We start from the raw sequence: 17142 nt of genomic DNA on the forward strand, positions 1-17142 counted from the left end.
ATCCGGGCGCCCTTTTCGCGTGCGATCAGACCAGGCGGGACTGCTTGACCGCGGCGGCAATGAAGCTGGCGAACAGGGGGTGTGGGTCGAACGGTTTCGACTTCAGTTCCGGATGGAACTGGACACCAACGAACCAGGGATGATCGGGCCGCTCGACGATCTCGGGCAGCATACCGTCGGGTGACATGCCGCTGAACACCAGGCCGCCGGTTTCCAGCGCCTGCTTGTAGGCGGTATTGACCTCGTAGCGGTGGCGGTGGCGTTCGGAGATATCCGTGCCGCCATAGATGCTGGAGACGACGCTGTTGCCGTCCAGCTTCGCCTCATAGGCGCCGAGCCGCATCGTACCGCCGAGATCGCCGCCGGCTTCGCGCTTCTCGACGCCTTCCGCGGTCATCCATTCGGTGATCATGCCGACGACGGGCTGGTCGGTCGGACCGAACTCGGTCGAGCTGGCGTCCTCGATCGACGCGAGATCGCGCGCGCCCTCGATACAGGCCATCTGCATCCCGAAGCAGATACCGAAATAGGGGATTTCCTTCTCGCGCGCGAAGCGGACGCTGGCGATTTTGCCTTCGGCGCCGCGCGATCCGAATGCGCCGGGCACGAGGATGGCGTGGAGCGGTTCGAGCCTTGCGGCGATATCGCTATCGGCGGCTTCGAACAGTTCGGCGTCGATCCATTCGATATTGACCTTGACGCGGTTGGCGATACCGCCGTGGACCAGCGCCTCGTTGAGCGATTTGTATGCGTCCTGCAGCCCGACATATTTGCCCACGACCCCGACGGTGACTTCACCTTCCGGATTGGTCAGACGATCCATGATGTCGGTCCAGCGCGAGAGATCGGGCGACCGGCCGGGCAGGATTCCGAAGGCGTTGAGGACGGCGTCGTCCAGCCCCTCCTGATGATATTGGACGGGCACGGCGTAGATGCTCTTCGCATCCAGCGCGGGAATGACGGCGTCCTTCGGCACGTTGCAGAACAGAGCGATCTTCGCGCGATCACTGTCCGGCAGCGGCTGTTCGCAGCGGCAGACGAGGACGTCTGGCTGCACGCCGAGCGCGGCGAGTTCGCGCACCGAATGCTGGGTCGGCTTCGTCTTCAGCTCGCCAGCGGCGGCGATGTACGGCACCAGCGTGACGTGGATGCTGACGGAATTGCCGCGACCGAGGTCGTTACGTAGCTGCCGGATCGCTTCGATGAAGGGCAGCGATTCGATGTCGCCGACCGTGCCGCCGATCTCGCACAACACGAAGTCTACGTCGTCGCTCTGCGCCTGCGCGAATTCCTTGATCGCGTCGGTGACGTGCGGAACGACCTGGACCGTGGCGCCAAGATAGTCGCCGCGGCGTTCGCGGGCGATGATCTGCTGATAGATACGACCGGACGTAATGTTGTCCGACTGGCGCGAGGGCACGCCGGTGAAGCGTTCGTAATGGCCGAGATCCAGATCGGTCTCGGCGCCGTCGTCCGTCACATAGACTTCGCCATGCTGATAGGGCGACATCGTGCCGGGATCGACGTTCAGATACGGATCGAACTTGCGGATGCGGACCGTGTAGCCGCGTGCCTGCAACAGAGCCGCGAGGCTCGCCGCCATGAGACCTTTGCCGAGCGAGGAGACCACGCCGCCGGTGATGAATATAAACCGCGCCATGGGAGAAAACGCCTAACGTCTATCGGTGCCGCACGGCAAGCGCGCGACTCCGGTGCTTAAGGAATAATACGACGAACCGGGTTGCAGCGGCGCTTACTGCGCCAGCGGCACCGCGTTGTTGTTCGTCGGCGCGGCTGCCGGTGCGACCTGGTTCGCCGCGACGGCCGCCGCACTATCGGCATCGACCGGAGCCGCTGCCGGCAGGTTGCCAGCAACCGGCTTGGTTGCGAGCGACGGATCGACCGTAACCGTCTGGCCGCTGGATGCGATGACGGCGAGCAGGATGCTCATGCCGACGAACGCAGTTGCGAGAACCGTCGTCGAGCGAGTGAGGAAGTCCGCCGCGCCACGCGCCGACATGAGGCCGCCCGGGCTGCCGCCCGTGCCGAGCCCGCCGCCTTCCGACTTCTGCATCAGGATCACGCCGACCAGAACGGCAGCGATAATGGCGTGAACGACGAGCAGGAAAGTGAACATAGCGGTGCGGGCGATCTTTTGGAGTGCGAAAGCGGCCACATAGGGTAGCGGACCGAAACGATCAACCGCGGATCAGCGCCGCGGGCGGGCGCAATCTCGCGCGGGGAGCGACTGGGAATGAGTCGCAACAATATTAACATTCCGCGTCCGCACTGAAACCGTATGCCGATCGGATCGTTATGAACCACGATGCAACTCCCCGTGTGTCAAGCAAATATCGGACGGAAATCGTGGCAACACTCGTCGAAAAGACCCTCGGATCGACGCTGGCGACCTGGATGACGGCGCTGGTCGATTACGTACGCTCAGGCGAACCGGATCTGACCAATCGGCAAATGGCGTTGCTGCTCGTCGTATATCTCAAACCTGGGCCGCACACGGTTCGCGGCCTGGCGCGTGCGCTGAACGTTTCGAAGCCGGTCGTGACGCGCGCCTTGAATAGATTGGGTGCACTCGGCTATCTGCGCCGGCAGCGTGACGACACCGACAAGCGGAACATATTCGTCGCGCGCACGACTGAAGGGGCAGAGTTTCTTGAAGAGTTCGGGCATTTCCTCGGCGACGCCGAGCAACCCGCAGCACGCCGCAACGCCGCGTAGGAGCTTCGCGCTCGCCGGCCGTTCGGTCACGCTCGATCCCCGTACGCATGCGGTTCGCGGCGATCTGGCCGACGTAAGGTTGGCGGATCGTGTGTTCGCGCCGCATTATGCCGCACCGATGCCCGTGACTGTTCGCGAACTCACTATCGTCCGTGAAAGCGCTGATGCGTCGTCGCCGACGATGACCGAGGTCGCGGCGGGTGGCGTGTTCGAGGTGCTGGAACTTGCGGGAACGAATGCCTGGGGCATCGCATGCGACAGCGGATTGGTCGGATACATTAATGCCTCGGCAATAGCAGGTAAGGTCGAATGACGATCAACGTCTTTATCGATGGTGCGGTGGGCACGACCGGGCTGGAAATCCGTGACCGGCTCGCTGGACGCAGCGAGATCGCGTTGATCGAATTGCCCGACGACAAGCGCAAGGATGCCGGGGCGCGGTCCGAGGCGCTGAACGATGCCGATTTCGTAATCCTGTGCCTGCCGGACGATGCTGCACGCGAGGCAGTGTCGCTCATCACGAACGATCGCACCCGAGTGATCGACGCGTCCACCGCGCACCGGACGGGCGACGGCTGGACCTATGGTTTCCCCGAACTGGAGCCGGGCCAGCAGGCCGCGATCGCGGAGTCAGCCCGGGTGAGCAATCCCGGATGTTATCCCACCGGCTTTCTTGCACTCGTGCGGCCGCTGGTGCGGGCCGGGCTGGTTCCGGTCGATTGGCCGCTCACGGTCAACGCGGTTTCGGGCTATTCCGGCGGCGGGCGATCGATGATCGAGGAATATCAGGCGGCGCCCGTCCCGCCGGCATTCCGCGCCTACGCGCTTGGCCTGGCGCACAAGCATGTGCCGGAAATGCAGAAGCATGCGCGGGTCGAACATGCGCCTATCTTCACGCCCGCAGTAGTCGATACCTATCGCGGCATGGTCGTACAGGTGCCCCTGCCCCTCCACGCGTTTCCGCGCCGCCCGACACTGCATGTCTGCGAAGGCGTGCTGGCGGAGGCGTATCGCGATTTCCCGCTGATCACCGTGGCCGAAGGCGACGTTTCGACCGTCGCGATCGAGAATGACGCCGGTACGGATCGTTTGACATTGCGGGTCTGCGGTAATCCGGACTCTGGTCAGGCGCTGCTGATCGCGACGCTGGACAATCTGGGCAAAGGGTGCCGCGGGCGCCGCGGTCCAGAATCTGAACGTCATGGCCGGGCTGGATCCCGTTGCGGGTCTAATCCTGTAGCGCCGGTAGATCGCTGATTAATCGGCGATCGGTTCGTATTCAATTGTCCCTGTGCCGCGTGGCCGTTAGGGCACCTGTGACGCAAGGAAAGAGGTCGATATGACGCGCAATCCCGTGGCCAAGCTGCTTCTGTTCGGTGCGACCGGCGATCTTGCGCAGCGCATGCTGTTGCCGTCGCTGTATGGGCTGCATGCGGACGGCCTGCTGCCCGACGGCCTGACGATAACGGGAACGGCGCGGTCGGAGCATGACGACGGCAGCTATCGGAAGTTTGCGAAGGCGGCGCTCGACGAATTCCTGCCGGACGACCGCAAGGACGAGAAGGCGATGAAGTCGTTCCTGGAACGGCTGGGCTATCAGTCGCTGGATGCGACGGACATGGCGCATTACAAGGATCTGGCAACGAAGGTCGGCGACGTTTCGGGCGGGCTCGCCATATTCCTGTCGACCGCTCCTTCGCTTTTCGAACCGGTGATCAAGGGCCTCGAATCCGCCGGGCTGGCCGGTAACACCGTACGGATCGGACTGGAAAAGCCGCTGGGCTACGATCTCGCGAGCAGCCGTGAGATCAACGACACCGTCGCGAGTGCGTTTCCCGAGGACCGGACGTTCCGGATCGACCACTATCTCGGCAAGGAGACGGTGCAGAATATCCTCGCCTTGCGCTTCGGTAACAGCTTTTTCGAACCGGTGTGGAATGCGCGCGGCATCGACAACGTCCAGATCACGATTTCCGAGACGGTCGGACTGGAAGCGCGCGCCGGATATTACGAGACGGCGGGCGCGCTGCGCGACATGGTGACGAACCATATGCTGCAATTGCTTGCGCTGGTCGCGATGGAGCCCCCTGCCCGCTTCGACGGGACGGCGGTGCGCGACGAAAAAGCCAAGGTTTTCCGGTCGTTGCGCAAGATGACGCCGGAAGAAGTGCCGCATCTTACGGTCACCGGGCAATATGGCGCAGGCGCGGTGAGCGGCGAGATCGTCAAAAGCTATGGCGACGAACTGGGCAAGCCGTCCACTACCGAGACTTTCGTTGCGATCAAGGCGCATGTCGATAACTGGCGCTGGCAGGGCGTACCCTTCTATCTGCGCACCGGCAAACGCATGCCGGTGCGACGCAGCGAAATCGCGATCCAGTTCAAGCCGGTGCCGCATTCCATGTTCGCCGGCCGTGGTGGGTTGCTGCAGCCGAACGTACTGATCATCCGCCTGCAACCCGAGGAATATGTCCAGTTGCTGGTCATGGCGAAGGAGCCGGGGCTGGACCGCGACGGGATCCGTCTTCGCGAGGTGCCGTTGAACCTGAGCATGGATCTGGAATTTGCCGGCGCGCGACGGCGCATCGCGTATGAACGGCTGTTGCTCGACCTGATCGAGGGCGATCCGACGCTGTTCGTGCGCCGCGACGAGGTGGAGGCGCAGTGGGAATGGACCGACGCGATCCGTGCCGGCTGGGACGCGAACGGGGTGAAGCCGAAGAATTATGCTTCCGGGACCTGGGGGCCATCGACCGCGATTGCATTGACCGAGCGCGACGGCGTGACCTGGCAGGACGATTGAACTTTCCCTCTCCCCGCCTGCGGGGAGAGGTGCCGAGCGAAGCGAAGGCGGGAGAGGGGCAGTGTCGTGGATGTCCGTATGGCGCACTGCCCCTCTCCCCGACCCTCTCCCCGAGCGGGGAGAGGGAGAAAGGAACGGAATATGAGCGACGAACACGAAATCGAATGGTGGGATTATGACGATGCGGAGGAGATGGCGGCGGCCGTTGCCGGCGACATCGCCTTTGTCATCGAAAGCGCGATCGATGCGCGTGGTGCTTGCGTGATCGCGTTGTCGGGCGGAAAGACGCCGATCCCGATTTACGCCAAGCTAGCTGCGACGAAGCTGGACTGGAAGCGCGTGACAATCATCCCGACGGACGAGCGGATCGTTCCCCTCGGCGATCCACTGTCGAACGTGACGATGATCGCGAAGACGTTTTTGCCGAAGGGCGCACGCGTCATGCCGATCGTCAGCGACAAGGCGGCGGACTACAAGGCGGCCGGCCGATCGGCCGATGCGCTGATGCAGGATCTGCACTGGCCGCTCGACCTGTGCCTGCTGGGTGTCGGCGCGGACGGACACACGGCCTCCATCTTCCCTGGTGCGGATTTCGACGAGGCGATTTCGGGGCCGAACGAACGGCGCGCACTGGGCGTCATGCCCGATCCGATGCCGGCCGAAGCGCCTGTCCCTCGCATCACGCTGAGCCGCGCGGCGATCGTGTCAGCCAAGGCGCTGATGATCGCCGTGACGGGTGATGCCAAGCGCAAGGTGATCGAGGACGCGATCAAGCAGGGTCCGTCGTCGAAATATCCGATCGGCCGCGTGCTGGCTGATGCGGAATTGCCGGTCGATATCCACTGGAGCGAATGACGATGGCGCTCAATGCCGAAATCGGCGCGGTGACGGATCGCATCATTACGCGGTCGAAGCCGACGCGTGACGCGTATCTGGCGCTGATCCGGCATGAGCGCGACAATGGGCTGGACCGGCCGACATTGGGCTGCGCGAACCTGGCGCACGGCTATGCCGGGACAGACGAGGACCGCGACGTCATGAAGCCGGGTTCGGCGATGAACATCGGCATCGTCACTGCCTATAACGACATGCTGTCGGCCCACGCCGTATATTACCGCTATCCCGAACAGATGAAGGTTTGGGCGCGCGAGGCGGGGGTCACCGCGCAAGTGGCGGGCGGCGTGCCTGCGATGTGCGACGGGGTGACGCAAGGCTACCCCGGCATGGAATTGTCGTTGTTCAGCCGCGATACGATCGCGATGAGTACGGGTATCGCGCTGAGCCACGGGCTGTTCGAGGGCGCGGCGTTGCTGGGTATCTGCGACAAGATCGTCCCCGGATTGCTGATGGGTGCGCTGCGCTTCGGTCATCTTCCGATGCTGCTGGTGCCGGGCGGGCCGATGCGCACGGGTCTCGCCAACAAGGCCAAGGCGGCGGTGCGCGAACGCTATGCGATGGGCGAGGCCAGCCGCGAGGAATTGCTGGAGGCCGAGATCGCGGCCTATCACGGCAAGGGCACGTGCACTTTCTTCGGCACCGCCAATTCGAACCAGATGATGATGGAGATGATGGGGCTCCACATTCCGGGCGCAGCGTTCGCCAATCCGGGCACGAAGCTGCGTCAGGAACTGACCCGTGCGGCGGTGCACCGCGTCGCAAAGATCGGCTGGCAGGGCGAGGATTACCGACCGATCGGACGCTGCGTGGACGAACGCGCGATCGTGAATGCGGCGATCGGGCTGCTCGCGACGGGCGGGTCGACCAATCACCTCATCCACCTGCCAGCGATTGCCGCCTGTGCGGGCATCGTGATCGACTGGGAGGATTTTGACCGGCTGTCCAAGGTCGTTCCGCTGATCGCGCGCGTCTATCCCAACGGGTCGGCGGACGTAAACCAGTTCGAGGATGCGGGCGGCATGCCGTACGTGATCCGCGAATTGCTGTCGGCCGGGCTGATGCATGGCGACGTGCTGACCGCCGGTGGTGAGACGATGGGGGATTTCGGGACGAAGCCCGAAATGCAGGGCGATGCGCTGGTCTGGCGCGATCCGGGCGAGAGCAAGGACGACAGCATCGTCCGGCCCGCGACTGCACCGTTCTCCGCGGAAGGCGGGTTCCGGATCCTGGCCGGCAATCTCGGGCGCGCGTGCATCAAGGTGAGTGCGGTCGAACGGGATCGCTGGACGATCGAAGCCCCTGCCCGCGTATTTTCGGATCAGGCGGCGGTGCAGGCGGCGTTCAAGGCCGGCGAGCTGGACCGCGACGTGGTAGTGGTCGTGCGCTTTCAGGGGCCACGCGCGAACGGTATGCCGGAATTGCACAAGCTGACACCGCCGCTGGGCGTATTGCAGAACAAGGGCTTCCGCGTCGCTTTGGTGACCGATGGCCGCATGTCGGGCGCGAGTGGCAAGGTGCCGTGCGCGATCCATTCCAGTCCCGAAGCGCTGGGCGGCGGACCACTCGGCAAGGTGCGCGACGGCGACATCATCCGCCTGTCGGCCGAGACGGGCGAGTTAATGGCTCTTGTCGATCCGGCGGAGTGGGCCGCGCGCGAGTTCGCCGTGGCGCCTGCTCCGGCAATCGGCATGGGTCGCGAGATGTTCGCGCTAATGCGGACGACGGCGAACGAAGCGGAGCGCGGGGGATCGGCGATGCTGGCGGCGATGGGATGGTGACGCAGGTCGTCGCAGTCGATCTGGGCGGGACGCATGCGCGCTTCGCCATTGCCGAGGTCGATGACGGGCGGGTCGTGTCGTTGGGCGAGCCCGTCACGCTGAAGACGGCCGATTTCGCCAGCCTCCAGACGGCATGGCAGGCGTTCGGCGCGAGGGCCGATCGGCCCCTGCCCCGTGCTGCGGCTATCGCCGTCGCCTCGCCGATCGGGGGCGAGGTGATCAAGCTGACGAACAATCCCTGGATCATCCGGCCGGCGCTCATCCCCGAGCGGTTGCAGGTCGACCGGTTCAGCCTGATCAACGACTTCGGGGCGGTGGGGCATGCCGTGGCGCAGGCGCGCGCTGACGATCTGCTGCACATCGCCGGTCCGGACGTGGCGTTGCCGGAGAACGGCGTGGTGACGGTCTGCGGTCCGGGTACGGGGCTTGGCGTGGCGCAGGTGCTGCGCGCCGACACCGGCTATAACGTGCTGCCGACCGAAGGCGGGCATATCGATTATGCGCCGCTGGATGCGATCGAGGATGCCTTCGTCAAACGGCTGCGCAAGACGTTCACGCGCGTATCGACCGAGCGGATCGTTTCCGGGCCCGGTATCGTCGCGATCTACGAAACGCTTGCGGATATCGAGGGCCGGGCGGTGCAACGGCTGGACGACAAGACAGTTTGGGGGATGGCGCTGGACGGCACGGACAGTCTGGCGCTCGCTGCGCTGGATCGTTTCTGCCTGAGCCTCGGCGCGGTGGCGGGCGATCTGGCGCTGGCGCATGGCGCGGGCGGGGTCGTGATCGCCGGCGGGCTCGGACTCCGTCTGAAGGACCATTTCCAACGGTCCGGCTTTGCGCAGCGTTTTGCGGCGAAAGGCCGGTTCCAGACATTGATGGCAGCCCTGCCCGTCAAATTGATCATCCATCCGCAGCCCGGCCTTTTCGGCGCGGCCGCTGCGTTCGCACAGGAGCATAGCCGGTGAGCGGTATCGAACAGATCATGCGGACCAGCGCCGTCATCCCCGTTCTGGTGATCGACGATATCGGCACCGCGCGACCGCTGGCCGAGGCGCTGGTGGCGGGCGGTTTGCGCGTCCTGGAAGTCACGCTGCGGACCGACTGCGCGCTGGAAGCGATGCAGGAGATGAAAAAGGTGCCGGGGGCGATCGTCGGCGCGGGAACCGTCGTCGATACCGCGCAATTCGCGGCGGTAATGGATGCCGGGGCCGAATTCATCGTGTCGCCGGGCCTGACGGAGCGGCTTTCGGCACCGATCATCGAAAGCGGCGTGCCCTATCTGCCGGGCATCGCCAATGCCGGCGACATCATGCGCGGGCTGGACCTTGGCCTGACTCATTTCAAGTTCTTTCCGGCCGAGGCGTCGGGCGGTCTGAAGGCGCTGAAGGCGCTGGCTGCGCCTTTCTATCAGTGCCGCTTCTGCCCGACGGGTGGGATCAGCGAAGCGACGGCGCCTGAGTGGCTGGCGTTCGACCCGGTCCTGTGCGTGGGCGGAAGCTGGGTCGTCGGGGGCTCGATGGCGGATGTCGAGGCCAAGGCACGTGCGGCGAATGTGTTGAGGGATTAAGCAGGATAGCGTCATCTTAAACCGGTCGTGCTGAGCCTGTCGAAGCACCTGTGCCCATGCTCCGCCCTTCGACAAGCTCAGGACGAACGGGGGAATGGGCGTAAACCTCGCCGGGACGGTAAAGCGAGCCGGTCATCCCCGCGCCGGGGACACTTGACGCAGCTCACATCTCGCCGCGTGAGCGCCTGATGGCGTACCATTTTTGTACGTTGGCGTTGTGCTGTTCTAGCGTGTCGGCGAAGGCATGGCCGCCGGTGCCGTCCGCCACGAAATACAGCGCGTTGGACTGCGCGGGGTCGAGCACGGCGTCGATGCTGGCGCGGCCGGGATTGGCGATAGGACCCGCAGGAAGGCCGGTCATCGCATAAGTATTGTAGGCGTTTACCGCGCGCACTTCCGACTGGAGGATGCGGCGACCGAGTGGACGGCCCCTGGTCAGCGGATAAATGATCGTCGGATCCGCCTGCAGCATCATGCCGCGCTCCAACCGGTTGGAATAGACCGCGGCAACGGTGCGGCGCTCGGCCGCCTTGCCGGTTTCCTTTTCGACGATCGAGGCGAGAATCAGCGCCTCGCGCGGTGTCTTGACCGCGATGCCGGGTTTGCGCTTCGCCCAAGCATCGGCGAGATACTTGGTCATCGCGCGTTGCATGCGCTGGACCATCGCCGATCTTTCGTCGCCGCGCTGGAAGCTGTAGCTGTCCGGCAGGATCGAGCCTTCTTCCGGAACCGCGACCTGCCCGGTCATGCCATCGGCCTTCATCACCGCATCCCGGACCATTACCGACGGCAGGCCTTCCGGAATGGTGACGAAGCGCTGCAACGTCTTCCCGCCTTGCAGCATTTTCAGGATGTCGGACTGGCTGAGATGCGCCGGCAACCGATATTCGCCTGCCTTGATCCCTTCCCCGCCGCCGAAAACCCGGGCCAGCAGGCGGAAGTTGCTGGCGGATTTGATGGCGCCGGCCTTTTCGAGCTTCTCCGCCGCGCTGGCGAGGCTGGTGCCCGGCGCGATCTCGATCGAGATGTTACGCTCGAGCGGCCCCGCGCTGCCCCATTGCTGGATGAAGACGAAACTGCCCGCGATCGCCGCGAGCACCAGCAACAGGGCAAGGCAGCCGAACTTGCGCAAGGCCTCAGAGCGCCTTCATCACCAGAGATGCGTTGGTGCCGCCGAAGCCGAACGAATTGTTCAACACGGCGCGGACTTCCCGCTTGCGGGCCACGTGCGGGACCAGATCGACTCCCTCCGTGCCCTCCGACGGATTGTCGAGATTAAGCGTCGGCGGGACGATCTGATCGCGCATCGCCAGAATGCAGAAAATGCTTTCCACCGCACCCGCACCGCCGAGAAGATGACCGATCGCCGACTTGGTCGAGGACATGGACAGGCCAGAAATCGCATCTCCGAACAGCCGCTTGACTGCACCGAGTTCGATCATGTCGGCCATCGTCGATGTGCCGTGCGCGTTGATATAATCGATGTCGGATAGTTGCAGCCCGGACCGCTTCATCGCCATTTCCATCGACCGATAGGCGCCCGATCCCTCGGGTTCCGGTGCGGTGACGTGGAAGGCATCGCCGGACAGGCCGTAACCGATGACTTCGGCATAGATCTTCGCGCCGCGCGCCTTGGCGCGTTCATACTCCTCAAGCACGACGACGCCCGCGCCTTCTCCCATGACGAAGCCGTCGCGGTCGCGGTCATAGGGGCGGCTGGCCTGTTCGGGGCGGTCGTTGAAGCTGGTGTTGAGCGCCCGCGCCGCAGCGAAGCCGGCGATGCCGATCGGACAAATCGTGCTTTCGGCGCCACCTGCGAGCATCACGTCGGCATCGTCCATCGCGATCATCCGCGCAGCGTCGCCGATCGAATGCGCGCCCGTGGAGCAGGCAGTGACGACCGCATGGTTCGGCCCCATCAGCCCGTGCTGGATCGAAACCTGACCCGAGATCAGATTGATCAGACGCCCATGCACGAAGTGCGGGGAAACGCGCTTTGGGCCCTTCTCTGCCAGAACCAGAGACTCGCTCTCGATTCCGGGCAGTCCACCGATCCCCGACCCGATCGAGCAGCCCGCGCGATACCGCTCCGCCTCGGTCATGTCGGTCAGGCCCGCATCCTCGAGCGCCTGACCGGCGGCATCGATTCCGTAGACGATGAAGGGATCGACCTGACGCTGGATCTTGTGATCGACGCGCTTGTTGGGATCGAAGCCGTAGGGATGATCGGCCGGCTTAACTTCGCAGGCGATCAGACACTTTTGATCGGACGCATCGAAGCGCGTGATCGGTCCGGCACCTGATTTCCCGGCGATGATGTTTGCCCACGCCGTCTCGACATCGGCGCCGAGCGGGGTGACGAGGCCAAGTCCGGTTACGACAACGCGGCGCATGGTGGTTCTCCGTATCTTCTCAAATGAGAACGGCCCCCCGCCCCTGTGCGATATGCCGGGACGGGGAGCCGATCATGTCTTCGTGACGTCGTTGGGCGAGGGACACGCGGAAGCCGCGAAGCCCATGCCCGCCGATCAGTCCTTGTGCTCGTCGATGAAGGTGATCGCGTCCTTGACGGTCGTGATCTTCTCGGCGGCATCATCGGGGATCTCGACGCCGAATTCTTCCTCGAACGCCATAACCAGCTCGACGATGTCGAGGCTGTCCGCGCCCAGATCGTCGATGAAGCTGGCGTCCTCGGTTACCTTATCGGCTTCGACGCCGAGATGTTCGACGACAATCTTCTTAACGCGGTCTGCGGTCTCGCTCATGGTATCGTCCCTCTATCGCTGGGGGTTTGGGTAATGCCTGAACGCACGTAGAACGGGGTTGGAGGCGGCGCAAGGGGCAGGCGTCGTCCTATCTGAACGGAATGCCGTCAGATCATCGCCATGCCGCCATTCACATGCAGCGTCTGTCCGGTGACATACCCTGCCTCCTTGCTTGCGAGATAGACGACCGCGGCGCCGATATCCGCACCCTCGCCCATCTTGCCGGCGGGAATGCGGGCATTCAGCGCGTCCTTCTGCGCATCGGGCAGCGCATCCGTCATCGGCGAGGTGATAAAGCCGGGGGCGACGCAGTTTACCGTGATGCCGCGGCTGGCGAGTTCCTGGGCCAATGCCTTGGACATGCCGACCAGCCCGGCCTTGGACGCGGCATAATTCGCCTGGCCGGGATTGCCCGTGGTGCCGACGACGGAAGTGATCGACACGATCCGGCCGAACCGCGCCTTCATCATCGGGCGGGCAGCGGCGCGGGCGAGGCGAAATGCCGCCTCCAGGTTCACGCGGATCACCGTGTCCCATTCCTCATCCTTCATCCGCATGACGAGGTTGTCGCGCGTGACGCCGGCATTGTTGACGAGGATGTCCAGCTTGCCGAGCGCCTCGACGGCGGAAGGCACGAGCGCGTCGACTGCCGCGCCGTCGGACAGGTCGCACGGCAGCGCAACGTGTTCGCCAGCCAGGGAGTCGCGAAAGGTCTCGAGCTTCGCGAGATTGGAGCCGGACACCGCCAACCGCGCGCCCCGTGCCGCGAGCGCCTGCGCTACGGCGGATCCGATCCCGCCCGATGCGCCGGTGACGAGTGCGGTCATTCCTGTGAGGTCGAACATTAGACTCTCCTGTGGATTTGGTTCACGCGAAGGCGCGAAGACGCGAAGGACGTATGTCCGTTTACAACGCGCCGAAGGCCTTCTTTAAGGGTTTCGCCGCCGAAATTGATCAAGAGGCCCAAAGGGCGCTTCGTCAGGCGAAGATAGGTAAGCAATTGTTTGGCGTGAACGCCACTGAGGCGTTCGACGGACTTAATTTCCAAGATCAACAGATGATCGACAATGAGATCAGCCTTGAAAGCGGCGTTAAGCCGGATGCCTTCGAATTCGACATCGATCGGAACCTGACGGGCAATCCTGTACCCCACATCTTGCAGCTTCGCTGCCAGAACAAGTTCGTAGACGCTTTCAAGCAAGCCTGGACCAAGATCGCGATGCAACCGCAGCGCGATATCGATCACATCGGCGGCAATGTATTCGATATCGCGCATTCTTCGTGCCTTCGCGCCTTCGCGCCTTCGCGTGAAAAATCATCACAGCCCCTTTGCGAGCGCCTCGAGATCGTCCATCGTGATGACGCTGGTGGTTTCGACGTCCGGCGCGATGCGTTTGACCATCGGGGCGAGGACCTTTCCGCCGAATTCTACGAAGCGATCGACCCCGGCGGCGTTCATTGCGAGGACCGATTCGCGCCAGCGGACCATGCCCGTGACCTGTTCGACGAGCAGCCGGCGGATCGTGTCCGGGTCACTCACGGGGGCGGCGGTGACGTTGGCGAAAACGGGCACCAAAGGTGCGGCGATGCGGGCGTGGGCCAGCGCGGTTTCCATCGCGTCGGCGGCGGGCTGCATCAGGGGGCAGTGGAACGGGGCCGATACCGGCAACAGGACCGCACGCTTGGCGCCCATGTCCTTCGCCATCGCAATCGCGCGTTCGATCGCGCCCCGCGCACCGGAAATCACGACCTGAGACGGATCGTTATCGTTCGCGACGGTGCAGACTTCGCCCTCTGCCGCCGCGGTCGCGATCGCCTGCGCCTTCTCGACGTCGGCGCCGAGCAAAGCGGCCATCGCCCCCTCACCCACTGGCACGGCTGCCTGCATGGCGCGCCCGCGATGCTTCAGGAGCACGGCGGTGGTCGAAAGGTCCAGCGCGCCTGCCGCACACAGGGCGGTATACTCGCCGAGCGAGTGGCCCGAGACGTAATCGGCCTTGTCGGCCAAGCGGACGCCGCCTTCCTGTTCGAGCACGCGCAGCGTTGCGATGGCATTCGCCATGATCGCGGGCTGGGCATTCTCGGTCAGCACCAATTGATCCTCCGGTCCCTCCGTCATCAGGCGGAAGAGATGCTGCCCCAGCGCCTCGTCGACCTCCTGGAAGACCGCCTTGGCGACCGGGCTGGCATCGGACAGCGCCTTGCCCATGCCGACGGCCTGGCTGCCCTGTCCGGGAAAGATGAATGCACGCATGGGTTTCGCTCCGTAATCAGGCGCGCCGGACTAGCCACGCGAAGGGCCCGCGGCAAGCTTGCGACAATTTGCGACCAATTCGTGCCGCTTCCGGGACAGGGCTGCGACACCCGGCTCCTAGATAGATGAGGACGCCAAGCACGGCGCCGGATGTTTCGGGAGTATCATCATGAAGAAGTTCATTCTCGCCGCGGTCGCCGCAACGGTCGCCCTGAGCCCAGTCGCTGCCACGGTCGCTGAGGCGCAGGCCTATCAGCAGCAGCGCAAGACGACCGTCGTCCAGAAGCGCAACGGCACCGTCGTCAAGAAGACCGTCACACGTCAGCAGACGCCGCAATATCGCACCAACTGGCGCAAGGGCGAGCGCTTCAACCAGCGTCAGGCACGCAACTATCGCCAGATCGACTATCGCCAGTATCGCGGATTGAGGGCGCCCCCGCGCGGCTACCGCTACGTCCAGTCGGGCAACGATGCGGTGCTGGTCGGGATCACCAGCGGCCTGATCGCCGCAGTAGTCGCCGGCGCGATCCGGTAAGCACGACCGGTAGAAAGCCATATCGGGCGGGAGCTTGTCTTCCGCCCGGTTTGCTGTATGGACGCCGCGTCGGGGTGGAAAGCGCAATGCTTTTCCGCCCCGTCGTTTTGAAGACGACAGCCGGAGGGGCCCCCGCATGGTGCGGACGGTCAGCGATCGGCCAATACGAAGGACGAGACATGGCTCTGTACGAGCATGTGTTCCTTGCGCGCCAGGATCTGGCACAGGCGCAAGTGGATGCACTGGCGGAAAACGCCACCAAGATCATCAACGATAACAATGGCCGGGTCGTGAAGACCGAGAGCTGGGGCCTGCGTAGCCTGGCGTACAAGATCGCCAAGAACCGCAAGGCGCATTACGTGATGCTCGAAATCGATGCACCGGGCGAGGTCGTTGCCGAGCTGGAGCGTCAGACGCAGATCAACGAAGACGTCATCCGCTACATGACCGTCAAGGTCGAGGCCCTCGAAGAGGGCCCGAGCGTGATGATGCGCAAGTCCGATCGTGACCGCGAACGTCGCAGCGACCGTGAAGGCGGCCGTGGCGATCGTCCCGAGCGCTCCGAGCGCCCGCGTCGCGACTTTGACGGCGAATAAGGAGCATATAGACAATGGCACGCCCATTCTTCCGCCGCCGCAAGTCCTGCCCTTTCTCGGCCAAGGATGCCCCCCGGATCGACTATAAGGACGTACGTCTGTTGCAGGGTTTCGTGTCCGAGCGTGGCAAGATCGTCCCGAGCCGCATCACTTCGGTGAGCGGTAAGAAGCAGCGCGAACTCGCCCAGGCGATCAAGCGCGCCCGTCATCTGGGCCTGCTGCCCTACATCGTTAAGTAAGGGAGGGACGACCCATGCAAGTCATCCTGCTGGAACGCGTCGAAAAGCTTGGCCAGATCGGCGACGTCGTCACCGTGAAGGACGGGTTCGCCCGTAACTTCCTGCTGCCGAACAAGAAGGCACTGCGTTCGAACGCCGCCAACCTGAAGGTGTTCGAAAAGAACCGCGAGTCGATCGTGGCCGACAATGCGGCGCGCCGCGGCGAAGCCGAGATCGAAGCGAAGTCGATCGACGGCATCACGCTGACGCTGATCCGTCAGTCTTCGAACACCGGCCAGCTCTACGGTTCGGTCGCGGTTCGCGATCTGCTCGACGCACTGGAAACCGAAGGCCACAAGGTCGCCAAGTCGGCGATCGTGCTGAACAAGCCGATCAAGGCGATCGGCCTGTACGAGGTCAAGGTCACGCTGCATCCGGAAGTCGCCGTGACCGTCAAGGTCAACGTCGCACGCTCGCCTGAAGAGGCCGAGATGCAGGCCCAGGGCGTCAACGTCATGGAAGCCATGTTCGAAAAGGACGAGGCCGGCTTCGTCGAAGCCTACGACCCGAACGCCGAACCCGGCGCGACGGCCGAAGTTTCGTCGAACGACGAACCTGCCGAGCAGACCCAGGCCTGAGGCTCTCGAATCCGTTTACGAGAAGGCCGTCCGGAGCGATCCGGGCGGCCTTTTTGTTTGGATGATTGCGGCGGGTGCAAACGAAAAGGCCATCCGGAGCTATCCGAATGGCCTTTGGTTGTCGGTGGGGTTCGCCTTCGATCGAAGACAAGCACCTTGCTTACGGTACGGCGACGCAAGCGCCGACGACGGCTGCGAGCGGGATAAGTGCGAAGATAAGCGGGGCGATGCTCTTCATAGGGAATTCACTTCGTTACCTGAGGACTTGTCCATCAAAACGCGCCGACAGGAAAAGGTTTCCCTACGCTGAACGCCGGACGGTGTGTCATCGCGGTGCGCAGCTATCGACAGA

The 17142-nt window shown here is 63.9% G+C and carries 19 protein-coding genes and 1 pseudogene; 12 read left to right on the forward strand and 8 right to left on the reverse strand.

The window, feature by feature from the left end:
• Positions 1-25: 25 nt before the first annotated feature.
• Together H5J25_RS09975 and secG are read right to left on the reverse strand one after the other, a co-directional pair.
• Complete coding sequence (locus tag H5J25_RS09975) at positions 26-1660, reverse strand: CTP synthase (RefSeq protein ID WP_202090577.1); 1635 nt, start codon at positions 1658-1660, stop codon at positions 26-28.
• Between the two features lie 93 nt (positions 1661-1753).
• Positions 1754-2137 (reverse strand): preprotein translocase subunit SecG, encoded by a 384-nt coding sequence (gene secG, locus H5J25_RS09980; protein ID WP_202090579.1) that lies wholly within the window; start codon positions 2135-2137, stop codon positions 1754-1756.
• A gap of 278 nt (positions 2138-2415) precedes the next feature.
• Here secG and H5J25_RS09985 point away from each other — a divergent pair, with 278 nt between their 5' ends.
• The 8 genes and pseudogenes from H5J25_RS09985 (at position 2416) to eda (ending at position 9784) form a co-directional block, all read left to right on the forward strand.
• Positions 2416-2736 (forward strand): MarR family transcriptional regulator, encoded by a 321-nt coding sequence (locus tag H5J25_RS09985; protein WP_202096282.1) that lies wholly within the window; start codon positions 2416-2418, stop codon positions 2734-2736.
• A complete protein-coding gene (locus H5J25_RS09990; RefSeq protein WP_225883034.1) occupies positions 2672-3049 on the forward strand; it encodes an SH3 domain-containing protein in 378 nt (125 codons plus the stop codon). The genes H5J25_RS09985 and H5J25_RS09990 overlap by 65 nt, the downstream gene beginning before the upstream one ends.
• Positions 3046-3976, forward strand: a pseudogene (argC, locus tag H5J25_RS09995) (N-acetyl-gamma-glutamyl-phosphate reductase). Before H5J25_RS09990 ends, argC begins: the two are co-directional and overlap by 4 nt.
• Positions 3977-4075: 99 nt before the next feature.
• Positions 4076-5539, forward strand: coding sequence for a glucose-6-phosphate dehydrogenase (gene zwf / locus H5J25_RS10000; protein ID WP_202090582.1), 1464 nt, complete (start codon positions 4076-4078; stop codon positions 5537-5539).
• A gap of 141 nt (positions 5540-5680) precedes the next feature.
• Positions 5681-6394, forward strand: coding sequence for a 6-phosphogluconolactonase (pgl, locus tag H5J25_RS10005; RefSeq protein ID WP_202090583.1), 714 nt, complete (start codon positions 5681-5683; stop codon positions 6392-6394).
• Between the two features lie 2 nt (positions 6395-6396).
• Positions 6397-8214 carry a phosphogluconate dehydratase gene (edd, locus tag H5J25_RS10010; RefSeq protein ID WP_202090585.1) on the forward strand — a complete coding sequence of 606 codons (1818 nt, stop codon included), beginning with the start codon at positions 6397-6399 and terminating at the stop codon, positions 8212-8214.
• A complete protein-coding gene (glk, locus tag H5J25_RS10015) occupies positions 8208-9182 on the forward strand; it encodes a glucokinase (protein ID WP_202090587.1) in 975 nt (324 codons plus the stop codon). Before edd ends, glk begins: the two co-directional genes overlap by 7 nt.
• Before the next feature lie 17 nt (positions 9183-9199).
• Positions 9200-9784, forward strand: a complete 585-nt coding sequence (gene eda / locus H5J25_RS10020) for a bifunctional 4-hydroxy-2-oxoglutarate aldolase/2-dehydro-3-deoxy-phosphogluconate aldolase (RefSeq protein ID WP_202096284.1) — start codon at positions 9200-9202, stop codon at positions 9782-9784.
• Positions 9785-9947: 163 nt separating this feature from the next.
• Here eda and mltG read toward each other — a convergent pair whose 3' ends face one another.
• From mltG to fabD, 6 genes are all read right to left on the reverse strand, one after another.
• Positions 9948-10916, reverse strand: a complete 969-nt coding sequence (mltG, locus tag H5J25_RS10025) for an endolytic transglycosylase MltG (protein WP_202090589.1) — start codon at positions 10914-10916, stop codon at positions 9948-9950.
• Between the two features lie 4 nt (positions 10917-10920).
• Positions 10921-12177, reverse strand: coding sequence for a beta-ketoacyl-ACP synthase II (gene fabF, locus H5J25_RS10030; protein WP_202090591.1), 1257 nt, complete (start codon positions 12175-12177; stop codon positions 10921-10923).
• A gap of 135 nt (positions 12178-12312) precedes the next feature.
• The gene (locus H5J25_RS10035; RefSeq protein WP_034158361.1) at positions 12313-12549 is read right to left on the reverse strand and encodes an acyl carrier protein; all 237 of its coding nucleotides are present in this window, start codon (positions 12547-12549) and stop codon (positions 12313-12315) included.
• Between the two features lie 107 nt (positions 12550-12656).
• Complete coding sequence (fabG, locus tag H5J25_RS10040; RefSeq protein ID WP_202090593.1) at positions 12657-13394, reverse strand: 3-oxoacyl-[acyl-carrier-protein] reductase; 738 nt, start codon at positions 13392-13394, stop codon at positions 12657-12659.
• Entirely contained in the window at positions 13394-13825 is a 432-nt protein-coding gene (locus H5J25_RS10045) for a GxxExxY protein (RefSeq protein WP_202090595.1), read from the reverse strand. Before H5J25_RS10045 ends, fabG begins: the two co-directional genes overlap by 1 nt.
• 42 nt (positions 13826-13867) lie before the next feature.
• Positions 13868-14803 carry an ACP S-malonyltransferase gene (fabD, locus tag H5J25_RS10050; protein WP_202090597.1) on the reverse strand — a complete coding sequence of 312 codons (936 nt, stop codon included), beginning with the start codon at positions 14801-14803 and terminating at the stop codon, positions 13868-13870.
• Positions 14804-14972: 169 nt separating this feature from the next.
• On the opposite strand from fabD, the gene H5J25_RS10055 reads away from it, so the two are divergent.
• From H5J25_RS10055 to rplI, 4 genes are all read left to right on the forward strand, one after another.
• Positions 14973-15338, forward strand: a complete 366-nt coding sequence (locus H5J25_RS10055) for an RcnB family protein (RefSeq protein WP_202090599.1) — start codon at positions 14973-14975, stop codon at positions 15336-15338.
• A 179-nt stretch (positions 15339-15517) separates the two neighbouring features.
• The gene (gene rpsF, locus H5J25_RS10060; protein WP_202090600.1) at positions 15518-15934 is read left to right on the forward strand and encodes a 30S ribosomal protein S6; all 417 of its coding nucleotides are present in this window, start codon (positions 15518-15520) and stop codon (positions 15932-15934) included.
• A gap of 14 nt (positions 15935-15948) precedes the next feature.
• Positions 15949-16173: a 30S ribosomal protein S18 gene (rpsR, locus tag H5J25_RS10065; RefSeq protein WP_034158365.1), complete on the forward strand. Its 225-nt coding sequence runs from the start codon at positions 15949-15951 to the stop codon at positions 16171-16173.
• Between the two features lie 14 nt (positions 16174-16187).
• Positions 16188-16790: a 50S ribosomal protein L9 gene (rplI, locus tag H5J25_RS10070; RefSeq protein ID WP_202090601.1), complete on the forward strand. Its 603-nt coding sequence runs from the start codon at positions 16188-16190 to the stop codon at positions 16788-16790.
• Positions 16791-17142 lie beyond the last annotated feature (352 nt).

The organism is Sphingomonas aliaeris (genome assembly GCF_016743815.1).
Classification (GTDB): Bacteria; Pseudomonadota; Alphaproteobacteria; order Sphingomonadales; family Sphingomonadaceae; genus Sphingomonas; species Sphingomonas aliaeris.

Excerpts from the sequence above, each read along its gene's own strand:
- H5J25_RS09975 (WP_202090577.1), bottom strand. The coding sequence starts at position 1,660 with ATGGCGCGGTTTATATTCATCACCGGCGGCGTGGTCTCCTCGCTCGGC.
- secG (WP_202090579.1), bottom strand. The coding sequence starts at position 2,137 with ATGTTCACTTTCCTGCTCGTCGTTCACGCCATTATCGCTGCCGTTCTG.
- H5J25_RS09985 (WP_202096282.1), top strand. The coding sequence starts at position 2,416 with ATGACGGCGCTGGTCGATTACGTACGCTCAGGCGAACCGGATCTGACC.
- zwf (WP_202090582.1), top strand. The coding sequence starts at position 4,076 with ATGACGCGCAATCCCGTGGCCAAGCTGCTTCTGTTCGGTGCGACCGGC.
- pgl (WP_202090583.1), top strand. The coding sequence starts at position 5,681 with ATGAGCGACGAACACGAAATCGAATGGTGGGATTATGACGATGCGGAG.
- edd (WP_202090585.1), top strand. The coding sequence starts at position 6,397 with ATGGCGCTCAATGCCGAAATCGGCGCGGTGACGGATCGCATCATTACG.
- glk (WP_202090587.1), top strand. The coding sequence starts at position 8,208 with ATGGTGACGCAGGTCGTCGCAGTCGATCTGGGCGGGACGCATGCGCGC.
- eda (WP_202096284.1), top strand. The coding sequence starts at position 9,200 with ATGCGGACCAGCGCCGTCATCCCCGTTCTGGTGATCGACGATATCGGC.
- fabF (WP_202090591.1), bottom strand. The coding sequence starts at position 12,177 with ATGCGCCGCGTTGTCGTAACCGGACTTGGCCTCGTCACCCCGCTCGGC.
- H5J25_RS10035 (WP_034158361.1), bottom strand. The coding sequence starts at position 12,549 with ATGAGCGAGACCGCAGACCGCGTTAAGAAGATTGTCGTCGAACATCTC.
- fabG (WP_202090593.1), bottom strand. The coding sequence starts at position 13,394 with ATGTTCGACCTCACAGGAATGACCGCACTCGTCACCGGCGCATCGGGC.
- H5J25_RS10045 (WP_202090595.1), bottom strand. The coding sequence starts at position 13,825 with ATGCGCGATATCGAATACATTGCCGCCGATGTGATCGATATCGCGCTG.
- fabD (WP_202090597.1), bottom strand. The coding sequence starts at position 14,803 with ATGCGTGCATTCATCTTTCCCGGACAGGGCAGCCAGGCCGTCGGCATG.
- H5J25_RS10055 (WP_202090599.1), top strand. The coding sequence starts at position 14,973 with ATGAAGAAGTTCATTCTCGCCGCGGTCGCCGCAACGGTCGCCCTGAGC.
- rpsF (WP_202090600.1), top strand. The coding sequence starts at position 15,518 with ATGGCTCTGTACGAGCATGTGTTCCTTGCGCGCCAGGATCTGGCACAG.
- rpsR (WP_034158365.1), top strand. The coding sequence starts at position 15,949 with ATGGCACGCCCATTCTTCCGCCGCCGCAAGTCCTGCCCTTTCTCGGCC.
- rplI (WP_202090601.1), top strand. The coding sequence starts at position 16,188 with ATGCAAGTCATCCTGCTGGAACGCGTCGAAAAGCTTGGCCAGATCGGC.